The sequence below is a fragment of the Siccirubricoccus soli genome (genome assembly GCF_024178315.1).
Classification (GTDB): domain Bacteria; phylum Pseudomonadota; class Alphaproteobacteria; order Acetobacterales; family Acetobacteraceae; genus Siccirubricoccus; species Siccirubricoccus soli.
On sequence record NZ_JAMZIK010000008.1, the window covers coordinates 1 to 15,500 of the forward strand.

At 71.6% G+C, this 15,500-nt stretch carries 9 protein-coding genes and 2 pseudogenes; 8 read left to right on the forward strand and 3 right to left on the reverse strand.

Going from position 1 to position 15,500, the window contains the following annotated elements; genetic code table 11:
• The 4 genes and pseudogenes from NJ376_RS01110 to NJ376_RS01125 all read left to right on the forward strand — a co-directional run.
• Nucleotides 1-624: pseudogene (locus tag NJ376_RS01110) on the forward strand (amino acid ABC transporter substrate-binding protein); the annotation flags it as partial.
• Between the two features lie 165 nt (nucleotides 625-789).
• A complete protein-coding gene (locus tag NJ376_RS01115) occupies nucleotides 790-1,992 on the forward strand; it encodes an amino acid ABC transporter permease (protein ID WP_252951371.1) in 1,203 nt (400 codons plus the stop codon).
• A 123-nt stretch (nucleotides 1,993-2,115) separates the two neighbouring features.
• On the forward strand, nucleotides 2,116-3,246 hold the full coding sequence (locus NJ376_RS01120; protein WP_252951372.1) for an amino acid ABC transporter permease: 1,131 nt from the start codon (nucleotides 2,116-2,118) through the stop codon (nucleotides 3,244-3,246).
• A 14-nt stretch (nucleotides 3,247-3,260) separates the two neighbouring features.
• Nucleotides 3,261-4,046, forward strand: a complete 786-nt coding sequence (locus NJ376_RS01125) for an amino acid ABC transporter ATP-binding protein (RefSeq protein ID WP_252951373.1) — start codon at nucleotides 3,261-3,263, stop codon at nucleotides 4,044-4,046.
• A 157-nt stretch (nucleotides 4,047-4,203) separates the two neighbouring features.
• Here the strand turns inward: NJ376_RS01125 and NJ376_RS01130 are convergent, their stop codons facing one another.
• Nucleotides 4,204-5,040: an amidohydrolase family protein gene (locus NJ376_RS01130; protein ID WP_252951374.1), complete on the reverse strand. Its 837-nt coding sequence runs from the start codon at nucleotides 5,038-5,040 to the stop codon at nucleotides 4,204-4,206.
• A gap of 94 nt (nucleotides 5,041-5,134) precedes the next feature.
• Nucleotides 5,135-6,283 carry an anhydro-N-acetylmuramic acid kinase gene (locus tag NJ376_RS01135; protein WP_252951375.1) on the reverse strand — a complete coding sequence of 383 codons (1,149 nt, stop codon included), beginning with the start codon at nucleotides 6,281-6,283 and terminating at the stop codon, nucleotides 5,135-5,137.
• A 58-nt stretch (nucleotides 6,284-6,341) separates the two neighbouring features.
• On the opposite strand from NJ376_RS01135, the gene tyrS reads away from it, so the two are divergent.
• Entirely contained in the window at nucleotides 6,342-7,565 is a 1,224-nt protein-coding gene (gene tyrS, locus NJ376_RS01140) for a tyrosine--tRNA ligase (RefSeq protein ID WP_252951376.1), read from the forward strand.
• 388 nt (nucleotides 7,566-7,953) lie between these two features.
• Here the strand turns inward: tyrS and NJ376_RS29085 are convergent, their stop codons facing one another.
• Entirely contained in the window at nucleotides 7,954-11,556 is a 3,603-nt protein-coding gene (locus NJ376_RS29085; protein ID WP_252951377.1) for a DUF3971 domain-containing protein, read from the reverse strand.
• Nucleotides 11,557-11,576: 20 nt separating this feature from the next.
• Between NJ376_RS29085 and NJ376_RS01150 the strand changes: the two genes are divergently transcribed.
• The 3 genes and pseudogenes from NJ376_RS01150 to NJ376_RS01160 all read left to right on the forward strand — a co-directional run bounded on the left by NJ376_RS01150 (nucleotide 11,577) and on the right by NJ376_RS01160 (nucleotide 15,496).
• A complete protein-coding gene (locus NJ376_RS01150) occupies nucleotides 11,577-14,564 on the forward strand; it encodes a bifunctional [glutamine synthetase] adenylyltransferase/[glutamine synthetase]-adenylyl-L-tyrosine phosphorylase (RefSeq protein WP_252951378.1) in 2,988 nt (995 codons plus the stop codon).
• A pseudogene (locus tag NJ376_RS01155) lies at nucleotides 14,561-14,902 on the forward strand (peroxiredoxin); the annotation flags it as partial. The gene NJ376_RS01150 and the pseudogene NJ376_RS01155, both read left to right, overlap by 4 nt.
• A gap of 123 nt (nucleotides 14,903-15,025) precedes the next feature.
• Nucleotides 15,026-15,496 carry a recombinase family protein gene (locus NJ376_RS01160; protein WP_252951379.1) on the forward strand — a complete coding sequence of 157 codons (471 nt, stop codon included), beginning with the start codon at nucleotides 15,026-15,028 and terminating at the stop codon, nucleotides 15,494-15,496.
• Nucleotides 15,497-15,500 lie beyond the last annotated feature (4 nt).

Below are 15,500 nucleotides of genomic sequence, written 5' to 3' on the forward strand. Positions count from 1 at the left end.
ATCGTGAAGGCGAGCGCCGGGGTGAAGACGGCGAAGGAGCTGGACGGCGCCACCATCTGCGTGCAGCCCGGCACCACCACCGAGCAGAACCTGGCGGAATGGGCACGGTCCAACCAGGTCCGCTTCACCCCCGTGGTGATCGAGACGCTGGCGGAGGTGACCGCGGCCTATCTGGCCGGCCGCTGCGACTCCTACACCACCGACGTCTCCGGCCTCGCCGCGCTGCGGGCCGCCCAGGGCCGGCCGGAGGACCACGTCATCCTGCCCGAGGTGATCAGCAAGGAGCCGCTGGCGCTGGCAGTGCGCCAGGGCGATGCCCGCTTTGCCGACATCGTCCGTTGGACGCATTTCCTGCTGCTCTCGGCGGAGGAATTCGGCATCACCCAGGCCAATGTCGACCAGATGCTCAACGATCCACGGCCGGAGGTGCAGCGCATGCTGGGCAAGTCCGGCGGCCTCGGCCCGATGCTTGGCCTGTCCGAGAATTGGGGCGTGGCGGTGCTGAAGGCCACCGGCAATTACGGGGAGATCTTCCAGCGCAGCCTGGCCCCCCTCGGCATCCAACGCGGCCCCAATGCGCTGTGGAACGCGGGCGGGCTGCAATACTCGCCCCCCTTCCGCTGAGGGTGCGGCGGCCGGCGGGGCACGCCCTGCCGGCCCGCCACCCGCCTGCCCGGGGCAGGAGGCGGCCGCAAGCGGTCCTTCCTGCCCCGGGCTCTCCGGTCGCCTGCTTCAGGCTTTTCGGTGGTCGTCCCCTGGCGACCACGCCCCAGCGAGGACGCCCGCCTCATGTCCGACGCCGCCATCGATCCACGCAGCCTGCGGGCCCCGCCGAAGCGGCCCATCCGCCTGTCCTGGTCCGATGAAAGGGTGCGTGCCATCGTCTGGCAGGTGCTGGTCGTCGGCGTCATCGGCTTCATCCTGTGGTGGCTGTGGTCGAACACGGTCCACAACCTGGAAGTCCGGCGGATCGCCACCGGCTTCGGCTTCCTCGGCCGCGAGGCCGGGCTGCCCATCGCCGAGCACGTCATCGACTACAGCCCGACCGACACCTATTTCCGCGCCCTGCTGGTCGGCCTCCTCAACACGCTGAAGGTCGCCGTCATCGGCATCGTGCTGGCGACCATCCTCGGCACGCTGATCGGCGTCGCTCGGCTGTCGAAGAACTGGCTGCTGGCCAAGCTGGCGGCGGTCTATGTCGAGGTGATCCGCGACCTGCCGCTGCTGCTGCAGCTGCTGTTCTGGTACGCCATCCTGCAGGGGCTGCCGGGGCCGCGCCAGGCGCTGCACCCGGCGGCGGGCGTCTTCCTCTCCAACCGCGGGCTGAAGCTGCCTTGGATCGAGTGGCAGGATGCGCACAGCTTCGCCCTGCTCGCCTGCCTGCTCGGCGCCGTCATCACCTGGCTCTACCGCCGTGCCGTTCTGGCGCGGCAGATGCAGGACGGCCAGCCGCGCCGGGTTTGGCCGGTGGCGCTCGGCCTGATGCTGGTTCTGCCCATCGGCGTCTGGTTCGCAGCGGGGGCGCCCTGGGCGGTGGACTGGCCGGAACTGCGCGGCTTCAATTTCCGCGGGGGCCTCACCGTCTCCCCGGAATATTTCGCGCTGCTGCTCGGGCTGGTGATGTACACCGCCGGCTTCATTGCGGAAATCGTCCGCGCCGGCATCCTGGCGGTGCCGCAGGGGCAGTGGGAAGCGGCCCAGGCCCTCGGCCTGCATCCCGGCCAGGTGCTGCGGCAGATCGTGCTGCCCCAGGCGCTGCGCGTCATCGTCCCGCCGATGACCAGCCAGTACCTGAACATCACCAAGAACAGCTCCCTGGCGGTGGCGATCGGCTACCAGGACATCGTCTCCATCGCCAACACCACGCTGAACCAGACCGGCCAGGCGATCGAGGGGATCGCCATCATCATGCTGGTCTATCTCAGCATCAGCCTGTCCATCTCGCTGTTCATGAACTGGTACAATGCGCGCATCGCGCTGGTGGAGAGGTGACGGCGATGCCCGCATTGTCCTTCCCTGGCTTCGCTGGCCCAAGGTCCAGCTACCCCGTCCCTGGCTTCGCTGGCCCGAGGGCCAGCTACGCGGCGCGCATTGCGCTGGTGGAGCGCTGAGCCGATGAGCGACATCACGCTGAACGCCACCGCCGCCGCGCCGGAAGCCGCGCCGCGCAGCCCGCCCATCAGCCAGGTGGGGCTGCTGGCCTGGCTCAGGGCCAACCTCTTCTCCGGCTGGCTCTCCACCCTCGTTACCCTGGCGCTGGCCTATCTCATCATCCGCTGGGCGGCGGGCTTCGTCGAATGGGGCATCCTCAACGCCGTCTGGTCGGTGCCGAACAACCAGACCCAGGCCTGCCGCGACCTGAAGGGCATCGGCGCCTGCTGGGCGGTGGTGACGGAGAAGCATCGCTTCATCCTCTTCGGCACCTACCCCTTCGAGGAGCATTGGCGCCCCGCCCTTTGCATCCTGCTCTTCATCGGGCTCTACGTCGTCTCCGCCATGCGGCGCTTCTGGCGCAAGGAGCTGGCCTTCGTCTGGGCCGGGGTGCTGGCGCTGATCGGCGTGCTGATGTGGGGCGGCGTGCTCGGCCTGCCCTATGTGCCGCAGGAGCGCTGGGGCGGCCTCGTCATCACCCTCATCCTCGCCACCTTCGGCCTCGCCTTCGCCTTCCCGCTGGCGATCCTGGTGGCACTCGGCCGGCGCTCGAAGCTGCCGGCCATCAAGGCGATCTGCGTGCTGTATGTGGAGCTGATCCGCGGCGTGCCGCTGATCTCGCTGCTCTTCATGGCCAGCGTGATGTTCCCGCTCTTCCTGCCGGAAGGGATGAACATCGACAAGCTGCTGCGCGCCCAGATCGCCATCATCCTCTTCGCCGGCGCCTATCTGGCGGAGGTGGTGCGCGGCGGGCTGCAGGCCCTGCCCAAGGGCCAGTACGAGGCGGCCGACGCGCTGGGGCTGAGCTACTGGCAGAAGACCGGCTTCATCATCCTGCCGCAGGCGCTGCGCCTGGTGATCCCGCCGCTGGTGAACACCTTCATCGGCTTCTTCAAGGACACCTCCCTGGTCCTCATCATCGGCATCTTCGACCTGCTGACGGCGGGCAAGACGGCGATCATCGAACCGGCCTGGCAGGGCTTCGGCATCGAGGTCTATGTGACCGTCGGCGCCATCTACTTCGTCTTCTGCTTCGCGATGAGCAAATACAGCCAGGGGCTGGAGGCGGAGCTGAACCGCCATCGGCGTCGCTGAAAGGACCCCGCAGGATGAGCGAGACCCTCGACCAGATCGCCTCCGCCGCCCGCACCGATGCGCCGCCGGCCATCGTGCTGGACAAGGTGAACAAGTGGTTCGGTAGCCTGCATGTGCTGCGCGACGTCAGCCTGACCGTCGCCCTCGGCGAGCGGGTGGTGGTCTGCGGCCCCTCCGGTTCCGGCAAATCCACCCTCATCCGCTGCATCAACCGGCTGGAGACGCATCAGGAGGGCCGAATCCTCGTCAACGGGATCGAGCTCTCGGACGACGTCAAGGCGCTGGACGACATCCGCCGCGAGGTCGGCATGGTGTTCCAGAGCTTCAACCTCTTCCCCCACCTCACCATCCTCGAGAATTGCACCCTGGCGCCGATCTGGGTGCGCCGGATGCCGAAGAAGCAGGCGGAGGAGCTGGCGATGGAATACCTGACCCGGGTGCGCATCCCGGAGCAGGCAAAGAAGTATCCCGGCCAGCTCTCCGGCGGGCAGCAGCAGCGCGTCGCCATCGCCCGCGCGCTCTGCATGAAGCCGAAGATCATGCTGTTCGACGAGCCGACCTCGGCGCTCGACCCGGAGATGATCAAGGAGGTGCTGGACACCATGGTCAGCCTGGCCGAGATGGGCATGACCATGATCTGCGTGACGCATGAGATGGGCTTCGCCCGGCAGGTCGCCGACCGCGTGGTGTTCATGGACCGCGGCGAGATCGTCGAGATGGGCACCCCGGCACAGATCTTCGAGACCCCGCAGACCGACCGGCTGAAGCTGTTCCTCAGCCAGATCCTGCGAGGACACTGACCTTATCCCCGCGACATCGCTGCGCGACGTCGCGGGGGCCCCGGAGTCGCCTGACAAGCGGTGCATCGCACAGCCTGGCACGGCAAAGCCACGCCAGGGCAACGGGCGGCGCGGTGCCGCGGCGGGCGCTCAGGGTCGGAGAGACTCCGGCCGGTCCTCAGCCCGGCGCCCAGCCATAGACGCGCTGCACGCTGCCGCCCATCAGCATGGCCTTGTCGCTCTCGGACAGGCGCTCGTTCAGGCGGAAGGCATCGACGCCCTCGCGGTAGCTCAGCAGCGCCACGGCGCGGGTCCAGTCGGTGCCCCAGCAGCAGCGCTCCAGGCCGAAGGCCTCGAAGATCCGCGCCAGGTTCGGCCAGATGTCGGGATAGGGATAGGGCGTCTTCGCCAGGGTGCAGGCGCCGGTGATCTTCACCGCCACATTCGGGCGCGCGGCCAGGGCCAGCAGTTCCGGCAGCGCCGCCCATGGCTGCTCCGGCGCCGGCGGGTGGAAGGGCTGAGGCAGGCCCAGATGGTCGATGACGATCTGCGTGTCCGGATACAGCCGCGCCATCTCCAGCACCTGCGGCAAGCGGCCATAGGCCAGCAGGTTCAGCGCCAGCCCGTGCTTCGCCGCCGCCGCCAGCACGCGCCCCAGGCCCGGATCGGCGGGGTCCGTCGAGACGCCCGGCCGCATCATCACCCGGATGCCGACCGTGCCCTTCTGCGCCTTCCAGTCGGCAATGGTCTCCGCCACCCCCGGATCCCGCGGGTCCACCGGCTTGATGAGCGCGAAGCGCGTCGGGTGCTTCGCATGCTCCTGCACCGCGTAGCTGGCATCGTAGCGGTACATGGAATGGACGGAGACGAGCAGCGCGCCATCCACGCCCACCTCGTCCATCGCCGCCACCATCTGGTCGCCCGTCACCTCCGGCGGCCCGGCCAGCGCATCCACCCAGGGCCGCCCCGGATGGTTGCGCTCATAGACATGCACCTGTGCATCGATGATCGGCATCAGCCTTCTCCTCCCCTGAGGCGTCCCCGGCACTGCCGCCACGCTCCGGCCGAGAGCCGGTCACCCCGCGGGGCCGCGTAGCCGCCGGCGGGATTCAGAGCAGCGGACCGAGCAGGCGCCCCCCGGGCAGAGGGTAGGGCGCCCCGGTCGTCCCTGGAAAGGTCAGCGGCAGGCGCCGGGCGACGCGAGCCGCCAGCACGCCGAAGGCCTGCGCCTCCAGCGCATCCCCGTTCCACCCCGCCACCTCCACCGGCCGCACCGGCCCCTCCAGCACCCCGGCCAGGGCCCGCATCATCGCCGGGTTGCGCCTTCCGCCGCCGCAGACCAGCCAGTGCAGCGGCGGGTCCGGAAAGTGCCGCGCCGCCGCCGCCACGCAGACGGCCGAGAAGGCCACCAGCGTCGCCGCGCCATCCTCGGGAGAGAGCTCCCCTGCCCCCGCCTCCTTCAGCGCCCGGTCGAAATCCAGCCGGTCGAGGGATTTGGGCGGCGGCGCGGCCAGGTAGGGGTGGGCCATCAGCCGCGCCAGCACGGCGCCATCCGCCTGGCCGGCCAGGGCCAGGCGGCCGTCCTTGTCGTAATCGCGGCCGGCGGATTTCCGCGCCCAGTCGTCCAGCGGCCCATTGGCCGGGCCGGTATCGAAGGCCAGCAGCGCCCCGTCGGCGCCGATCCAGGTGACATTGCCGACCCCACCGAGATTGAGCACCGCCAGCGGCTTCGGCAGGGAGCGCGCCAGGGCGGCATGCACCACCGGCACCAGCGGCGCCCCCTGGCCGCCGGCGGCCACATCGGCGCTGCGGAAATCATAGGCCACGGAAAGCCCGGTGCGCCGGGACAGCGCCATGGCATCCCCCACCTGCCAAGTCCGCCCCGGCACCCGGGCCTCCGCCCCCGCCGCATTGCCGCCCGGCCGGGCCGGGGGCGGGCGGTGCAGGATGGTCTGGCCATGGAAGCCGAGCAGGTCGGTCTCCTCCCGCATCTGCTCCCAGACCTGCTCGCGCAGCCGCTGTACCGCCTCGGCATGGCGTTCCGTCAACCGGGCGACGCACTCCGCCAGGAAGGCATCGCCCGGCTCCAGCCCCTCCGCCAGGTCCAGCAGCCGGCGCAGGTCGCGCCGCAGGGCCGGGGCATAGGGCAGGGTCAGGGTGGGCCCGACGCGGCCGATCATCTCGCCATCGGTCTCGATCCAGGCGGCGTCCACGCCGTCCAGGGAAGTGCCGCTCATCAGGCCGATGGTTCTAAGCATCCCTCCCCTGTGCTACGGGGGCGGCCCCATTGCCAAGCCCCGAAGCGAAATCCAGCGCATGAGCGACTTCCTGCACGAGGCCGAAACGCGCGGCTTCATCCACCAGATCACCGACCGCGAGGCGCTGGCGGCGCGGCTCAGGGCCGGGGTGCTGCCGGGCTATATCGGCTTCGACTGCACGGCGGACAGCCTGCATGTCGGCAGCCTGATGCAGATCATGCTGCTGCGGCTGCTGCAGCGCACGGGACACAAGCCGGTGGTGCTGATGGGCGGCGGCACGACCAAGGTCGGCGACCCCTCCTTCCGCGACGAGGCGCGGCCGCTGCTGGACGATGCCGCCATCGAGCGCAACAAGGCCGGCATCCGGAAGGCCTTCGAGCCCTTCCTGCACTTCGGCGAGGGCTCGACCGATGCGGTGATGCTGGACAATGCCGAATGGCTGGACCAGCTCCGCTACATCCCCTTCCTGCGCGATGTCGGCCGCCACTTCAGCGTCAACCGCATGCTGACCATGGACAGCGTGCGGCTGCGCCTGGACCGGGAGCAGAATCTCAGCTTCCTCGAATTCAACTACATGCTGCTGCAGAGCTACGATTTCGCGGAGCTCCGCCGCCGCTACGGCGTCGCGATGCAGATGGGCGGCTCCGATCAATGGGGCAACATCGTCATGGGCGTCGAGCTGTGCCGCCGCATGGATGGGGCCGAGGTCTTCGGCGTGACGACGCCGCTGCTCACCACCGCCTCCGGCGCCAAGATGGGCAAGACCGCGGCCGGCGCCGTCTGGCTGAATGCCGAACGGCTCAGCCCCTATGACTACTGGCAGTTCTGGCGGAACACCGAGGATGCCGATGTCGGCCGCTTCCTCGGCCTCTTCACCGAGCTGCCGATGGGGGAGGTCCGCCGCCTGGGCGCCCTGGCCGGCGCCGAGGTGAACGAGGCGAAGAAGGTGCTGGCGACCGAGGCGACCGCCCTGCTGCATGGCCGCGCCGCGGCGGAGCAGGCGGCGGAGACCGCCCGCCGTGCCTTCGAGCAGGGCGAGGCGGCGGAGACCCTGCCGAGCCTCGCCCATGCGCTGCCCGCCAGCGTGGTGGATCTGCTGGCGGCGGCGAAGCTGGTGGCCAGCAAGGGCGAGGCGCGGCGGCTGATCGCCCAGAACGGCGTCCGGCTGAACGACGCGCCGGTGACCGATCCGCAGGCCATGGTGACGGCGGCCGAGCTGCGCGACGGCGCGGCCAAGCTCAGCCTCGGCCGCAAACGGCACATCCTGGTGCGGCCGGGCTAACGCCCCGCAAAACCGCTGCGCGGCTTTGGGGGGCCCGGGGTCGCTGGAGTCCCGGGCCCTCGCCCAACCTTCCGCAGCCTAGAGCAGATCGCGTTCAGAGGGAATCATCTGAACGCGTGAAGATGCTCGCAAAACAACGGCCTAGAGCATGCTGCGTGAGCGCAAGCGAACGCAGCATGCTCTAGCCGCGGAAGGGCAATGGGCGGCGGCGAGACAGCCGCACTCAGTCCAGCCAGGCGCCCGGCAGGAGGCGCTGCGCGCCCGCACCCGGCTGCGTTTCAGCCCCATGGGTTGAGCCCGCCGCCTCACGCCGGGGTCCAGGGATCGTTGTTGCCGACGCCCCTCCGGCGTAGGTCCAGGGGCAGCGCCCCTGGTGGGGCGAAGCCCCCTACCTGTCTATCCCCGTCTGCGGCTGTCCCGTCCCCGGCGGCGTCTCGCTGGGCCGCAGGCCGAAAATGCCGCGCAGGAAGCCCGGCGTCAGCGCCGCCAGCGGGTTCACCGAGACATCCGGGTCCGCCAGCCGGCCCCGCACCTGATAGGTGCCGGCGAAGACCCCGCCCCCCGCCTCCGGGCTGAACAGCCGGCCGAGCAGCGGAATGTTGCCGAGCAGGGTGTTGAAGACATAGGCCGGCACGATCGTGCCCTCGACATCGATCATCCCCGCCCGCCGGCCGATCCGCCCCTTGGCGGTCACGCCCAGCGAGGCGGAGAAGGCCCTGGCATCCCGCAGCACCAGCTCCCCCGGCGTCAGGCTGAAGGGGGCGACCAGCCGGGCGAAGACCAAGCCACGCCCGCCCTGCATCGCCTCCACCAGCCCGTAGAGCGTCATCGCCTGCAGCAGCTTGGCTGCCGCCGGCGCCTCCCGCACCACGAATTGCTCCAGCTCCGCCGTGCCGGTCAGCGGCGCGCCCGGCCGCAGCTCCCGGTAGCTGGCGGTGACGTTCAGCCGCCCGCCCTGGACGGAATCCAGCACGTCCAGCGCGCGCAGCAGCGCCCCGCCATCCTCGGCGGCGATCCGCAGCAGCCGCTCCTCCCCACGCGGGGCGAGGCTGAGGTTGAACCGCCCGGTCGCGCCCCCTGCCAGGGGCGAAGCGGTGTGGCCTTCCACCTGCGCCTCCCGCAGCAGGCCGCGGCTGTCGGTGCGGCCGGTGGCCTGCACGGCGAAGAGGGTCCGCCCCTCCCCCATCGTCATCCGCTCGAAGCCGAGATCGAGGGCCAAGGGCGGGTCCTCTGCGGCGGGGGGCGACGGGCCGGCGTGCCCCTCCTCCGCGGCCAGCACCGGCCGCAGGTCGAAGAGCGGGCCGCGCAGTACCGCCTGCCAGGGCGCCCCGGCCCGGGCCGGGCGCCGCACCTCCCCCTGGAAGCGGGAGGCGCCGAGCGCCGCCTCGGCCAGCTCGAACCGCTCCAGCCGCGCGGCGGGGCCGAGCAGGGCACGGCCGCGGAGCAGCAGCTCCGGCGCCTCCACCCGGATGCCATCGGCGGATTGCAGCGTGTCTCCCTGCAGCCGCAGCACCGCCTCCGCCTGGCCCATCACCCCAGCGGGCTTGCGCCAGCCCAGCCCTTCCAGCGCCAGCCGCGCCTCCCGCAGATCGCCGCGCAGCATGGCGCGGCCTTCGCCGCTGCGGCGCTTCTCCAGCCGCGCCTCCACCGCCACCGGCCCCTCCAGCAGGCCGAGCGTCTCGAGCCCGAGGGCGGCAAGCTGCCCCTGGTCCAGCCTGCCGGTCATGGTGGCGCGCTCCACCACCTGGCTGGCCGGGCCGTTGCGGAAATCCATCTCCACGCCGAGGCGCACCGGGGCCGCCAGCAACTGGCCCTCGCCGCTGGCGCGCAGCCCGGCGGTGGTCACCGAAAGGTCCAGCGCCAGCCGGTCCAGCGCCTGACCGGCCAGGACGTTCTGCAGCCGCCCCTCCGTCACCTTGCCCTCGGCGGTCAGCCGCAGCTCCTCCAGCGGCAGATCGTTCAGCAGCGGCAGGCCGACGGTCAGCCGCGCCTCCACCTGCCCGGTCCCCTGCAATTCCAGCTTCCGCCGCTCGAACAGCTTCAGCCGGGGGTGACGGAGGATCTGCAGCACATCGGGCAGCGGGCCGGCCAGATGGAAAGCCATCTCCGCCATGGGCGGCTCGCTGCCCAGGTTGAAGAAGCGGACCTGGCCATCCCGCAGCTCCAGCCCCCCGCGCTGGCTCTCGCCCAGCATCTGCCGGCCCCCCTGGCTGTGCAGGGTGATCTCCGTCGGGGAGAATTCCGCAATGCCGCCGACGCCCTGCACCGGCGGCACCGGGCGCAGCCAGTGCACCACCGCCTCGCTCGCCTCCACCCGGCCGCGCAGCCCGGTCAGGGCGAAGCCGCCCAGATCGGCGCCGAGCCGGCCTTCCAGGTGCCAGGTGCCGTTGCGCGCCTGGCCGGCGATGACGTTCTGGGTGATCCAGTTCCGCGCGCCAGGGGCGATGCCCACGGGCCAGTAGCCGGCGAGATCGGCGAAATTCATCCGGTCCAGCGTCAGGTCCAGCGTACCTTGCCACGCCCCCTCCGCCAGCGCCGCGCTGCCCACCGCGCCGAGGGTCGGCCCGGCCGGCCCCGGCAGGCGCAGCGCCAGCCGCTCCAGCCGCAGCGCCTCAGGCGTGGCGGCGGCGACGAGTTCCAGGCTCTCCGTCGCCAGCCGGCCGGCCTCGCCCAGCCCCAGCACTGCCCGGTCCAGGGCGAGGTCGAGCCGCGCCTCCCGCCAGGCTGCGGTCTCCAGCCCCTCGGGCGCGGCGAGGTTCAGGCGCAGCCGCGCCCCTCGCAGCTGCCCGGCCGGCAGGGCGGCCAGCAGGGCGGCGCGCGCCTCCGGCGCCAGCCCGGGCGGCCAGAGCCGGGGCAGCCGCTCCGCCGCCAAGGGGGAGCTGCGCAGATCGAGCTGCGCCTGCCACCCCGCCTCGCCCTTCTGCGCCGTGCCGGTGGCGCTGAGGCGTGGCCCTTCGGGCAATTCCAGCTCCGCCGCCGCCAGCCGCAGCGCCCGCGTCCCGCCTTCCAGCCGGGCGGAGAAGCCGGCGATGGGCAGCCGCGCGGTGCCGAGCTCGATCTCCCCCGCCCCGCCCTGCAGCCCGATCTCCACCGCCTCCGGCCGCCCCCGCGCATCGAAGCTCGCCCCGGCGGAGAGGGCGAGCGGCGCGTCCAGCGGGCGGAGCGGGGCGAGTTCCGGCCAGATCCCGGCCAGCTCCGAGGGGCGCAGCGCCGGCAGGGCGATCCGGGCGCGGAGCTGCATCGGCGTGCCCTCCGCCGCGCCGGAGAGGCGCACCGGCATCACCACCTCCCCGGCATGGAAGGTGGCCTGCCCCTCGCCCGCCAGCCCGCCGCCGGCGGCGCGGCGCAGGTCGAGCACCGGGTCGGCGAGGCTCCAGCGCCGGCCGGTTGCGATCTCCGCCAGCACCACCTCCCCGCCATTCACCCGGAGGCGGCGCAGCGCGGCATAGGCGGCGCTCTCCGAGGCGGGCTGCATCAGCGCCGCCAGCAGGCCGAGCGCATCCGGCGCCGGCTCGGCCTCCGGCGCCGCCACCACCTCCGGCGGCGGGTTGAGGGTGAGGCCGAGGGAGCCGTCCGGCCGCAGCAGCACCAGCACCCGGGGCTGCCGCAACTCGATGACCGAGGGCGCCACCATGCCGCGCAGCAGGGCGCGGGCCGAAAGCGTCACCGCCGCATCCGGCAGCTCCACCCGCGGCGTGCCATCGGCATCCCGCAGCACGACGTTGCGCAGCACGATGTCGAGCGGCGCGGCGCTGCCGCCGCGGAACCCCTCCCAGGCGATATCCGCCCGGCCGATGGAAAGCTTCGCCTCGCCGAGGCCCGCATTGGCCGCCGCCTCGATCCGCCGGGCCAGGGCCGGCACCTCCAGCGGGCCCTGCGCCAGCCGCCAGGCCAGGACGCCGAGGCAGAGGCCGAGCCCGACCAGCAGGCCGAGTACCAGGTTGCAGGCCCGGGGGACCCAACGCAGCGCTTGACCGCGGGCGCCGCTCACCCTTTCCCTCCCTCATGTCCTTGCCATCCGGCCCCCGGCGCCTGCCCCGCCCCTTCGATCCCGACGCCGTCGACCGGCTGGTGGAACGCTTCGCCGAGCGCGGCGATGCCTGCCGCGCCTATGCCGCCAGCGCCGAGGGCGCGGCGCTGCTCGCCCGGCTGGGCGGCAACTCCCCCTACCTCGCGGATCTCGCGGTGCGCGAAGCGGCCACCCTGCTGCGAATCGCGGAGCGCGGGCCGGACGAGGCCTTCGCCCTGGCGCTCGATCCGCTCGGCCGGGCCGATCCCGGCGCCGGGCGGGACGGCGTGGCGGCGCTGCTGCGGCAGGTCAAGCGTCAGGGCGCGCTGATCGTCGCGGTCGCCGACCTCAACGGGCAATGGGCGCTGGAACGGGTGACGGGGGCGCTCTCGGATCTGGCCGACCAGGCGATCGACTTCGCCGCCGCCCATCTCCTCCTCGCCGCCGCGGAGCGCGGCGAGCTGAGGATCTCCCGCGGCCGCAATGGCGATGTCCGCAGCATCACCAAGGGCAGCGGCCTGGCAATCCTCGGCATGGGCAAGCTGGGCGGCAGGGAACTGAACTACTCCTCGGATGTCGACCTCATGGTGCTCTATGAGCCGGAGGCGGCAGCCTACCACAGCGACCGCGCCGGCGCCGCCTATGTCCGGCTGGCGCGCGATCTCGTGCGGCTGCTGGATGAGCGCACGGCGGATGGCTACGTCTTCCGCACCGATCTCCGCCTGCGCCCGGATCCGGCGGCGACGCCGCTCGCCGTCTCGCTCAACGCCGCCATCACCTATTACGAGAGCATGGGGCAGAATTGGGAACGGGCGGCCATGATCAAGGCCCGGCCCGTGGCCGGGGACCGGGCGCTCGGCGAGCATTTCCTGCGCGAGATCCGCCCCTTCGTCTGGCGCCGTCATCTGGATTTCGCCGCCGTCGCAGACATCCATTCCATCAAGCGGCAGATCCATGTGCACAAGGCCGCAAAGGGAGCGGGCGCGACAGTGGCGCTGGCCGGGCACGATGTGAAGCTCGGCCGCGGCGGCATCCGCGAGATCGAGTTCACCGCGCAGGTGCTGCAGCTCATCTGGGGCGGGCGGGACCCGGCGCTGCGCGACCCGACGACGCTCGGCGCGCTGGCGGCGCTGGCCGGCGCCGGCAAGCTGGACCGGCGGGCGGCGGCCGACCTGGCCGATGCCTATCTGTTCCTGCGGGACCTCGAGCACCGGCTGCAGATGGTGAATGACCGGCAGACCCACCGCCTGCCGGAGGATGCGGCGGGGCTGGCCCGCATCGCCGCCTTCATGGGCTTCGCCAGCACGGATGAATTCGCCGCCGCCTTCATGAGCCACCTGCAGCGGGTGGAGCGGCATTACGGGAAGTTCTTCGAGGCGGCGCCGGCGCTTTCGGAGGAAGGCGCGGGGGATGGCGGCAACCTGGTCTTCACCGGGGTGGAGGACGACCCGGAGACGCTGGCGACGCTGAAGCGCCTCGGCTTCACCGACCCGCCCTCCGTCGCCGCGCTGGTCCGCGGCTGGCATCATGGCCGCCCGCGCGCGACGCGCAGCGCCCGGGCGCGGGAGCTGCTGACCGAGCTGATGCCGGCGCTGCTCGCCGCCTTCGGCCGGCAATCCCAGCCGGACCAGGCGCTGGTGCGGTTCGACGGCGTGCTCTCCCGCCTGCCGGCCGGGGTGCAGATCCTCTCCCTGCTGCACCGCAACCCGGCCATGCTGGACCGGCTGGCCGGCATCCTCGGCGCCGCGCCGCAGCTCGCCAACCACCTGGCGCGCAACCCGGCGGCGCTGGACGGGCTGCTGGCCGGCAGCCTGGCGCCGGAGGGGGCGGACCCCAGCGCCGCCCTGCCCGCCCTGGTGAAGGATGCGCGGCATTTCGAGGAGGCGCTGGAAGCCGCCCGGCGCCTGGCGACGGAGCGGAAATTCGAGATCGACGCCGCCGCCTTCGAGGGCACGCTGGATGCCGACCTCGCCGGGGAGCTGCGCGCAGACCTCGCGGATTCCGCCATCGCCGCCCTGCTCCCCCGCATCGCCGCGGATTTCGCCGAGCGCTTCGGCCGCATCCAGGGCGGCGCCATGGTGGTGCTGGCCATGGGCAAGCTCGGCGGGCGGGAGATGCTGCCGGGCTCCGACCTCGACCTGGTGCTGCTCTACGACCACGACCCGGAGGCGGTGGAGAGCACGGGCGGCCGGCGTTCCCTCGCCCCCTCCGAGTATTTCATCCGCCTCGCGCCGCAGATCGTCGCCGCCATCACCGCCCCGGGGGCGGAGGGGCGGCTGTGGGAGGTGGATATGCGGCTGCGACCCTCCGGCAACAAAGGCCCGGTCGCCATCCGCCTTTCCTCCTTCGAGCAGTACCACCAGGAGAATGCCTGGACCTGGGAGCGGATGGCGCTGACCCGCGCCCGGCCGATCGCCGGCCCGCCCGCCCTGAAGCGGCGGGTGACGGAGGTGCTGCGCGCCGCCATGCTGAAGCCGGGCGCCGCCGGGTCGGCGCTGGCCGATGCCGCCGCCATGCGGGCGCGGATGCTGCGGGAGCTGCCGGCCGAGGGTCCCTGGGACGTGAAGGCGATGCCGGGCGGCTTGATCGAGGTGGAGTTCATCGCCCAGGCGCTGCAGCTTCGCCACGGGCCGGAGCACCCGGAGGTGCTGGCCACCACCACGCGGGTGGCGCTGGCCAGGCTGGGCAAGGCCGGGATCCTGCCGGCCGAGGAGGCGGCGGCGCTGATCGCCGCCGACCGGCTGTGGCGCACGGTGATCGGCATGATCCGGCTGACGGTGGGCAAGACGCGGGAGGCCGGGCTGCCCGCTCCGGCGGCCGAGGCGCTGCTGCGCGCCGTGGCCCGGCTCGGCCCAGCGGCCGACGGTCAGCCGGCGCCGGTTGACCTGCCTGCCCTCCGCGCTCAGATGCAGGAGGTTGCGGCCACGGTACGGGCGGTCTTCGAGCGCCGCATCGGGCCGCTGGGGAGCATGACGGGGGGGCAGGAATGAGCGGGGCGGAATTGACCGAGGGCATGCCGGCGCCGGATTTCACCATGCCCGCCAGCGGTGGCCGGACGGTCAGCCTGGACGGGCTGAAGGGCCAGCCCTTCCTGCTCTACTTCTATCCGAAGGCGGACACCCCGGGCTGCACCCAGCAGGCCTGCGGCATCCAGGAAGCCCTGCCGCAGCTTGGCCGGCTGGGGCTGACGGTCATCGGGGTCAGCCCGGACAAGATGGGGCCTATCGAGAAATTCGCGCAGAAATTCGGCCTGGACTTCCCGCTCGCCTCCGACCTCGACCACAAGGTGGCGGAGGCCTACGGGACCTGGGTGGAAAAATCCATGTATTTTTTTAGGGTTTGTAAATCTGTAGGCCGTTGAAAACGCGAGATATGTGCTTCTAAAAGTGCAATAGGTTGCAGACACTTCGCACGCTGCGTTAGACACTGGGGTCAAGGGTTGAGGCCCCCAATGCAGCGCAAGCGCAAAGCGTTTTCATATGTTCGCTTTTCGAGTTCAGAGCAGGCCAAAGGACAAAGTCTCAGGCGTCAGTTGGAGGCATCAGCCCACTACGCTGAGCAGCATGACCTGGACCTAGATACCTCCCTCCGCGATCTCGGCCGCAGTGCCTACAAGGGTGATCACCTCCGAGGGTCGCTAGGTGCGTTCCGTGAGGCAGTGATCGCTGGCCGAGTGCCACGGGGCTCGGTGCTTATCGTCGAGAGCCTGGACCGGCTTAGCCGAGCCAAGGTGCCCCAGGCGCTAAGCCAGTTCATCCAGCTCATCGAGGCTGGCATCGAGATCGTCACCTTGATGGATGGTCGGTCTTATTCGGCTGAGCAGCTGAACACCGACTGGACGCCTCTCATCGTCAGCCTCGCCATCATGAGCCGGGCGCATGAGGAGAGTGCCACTAAGTCATCGCGAATCAGTGATGTGTAGGAGC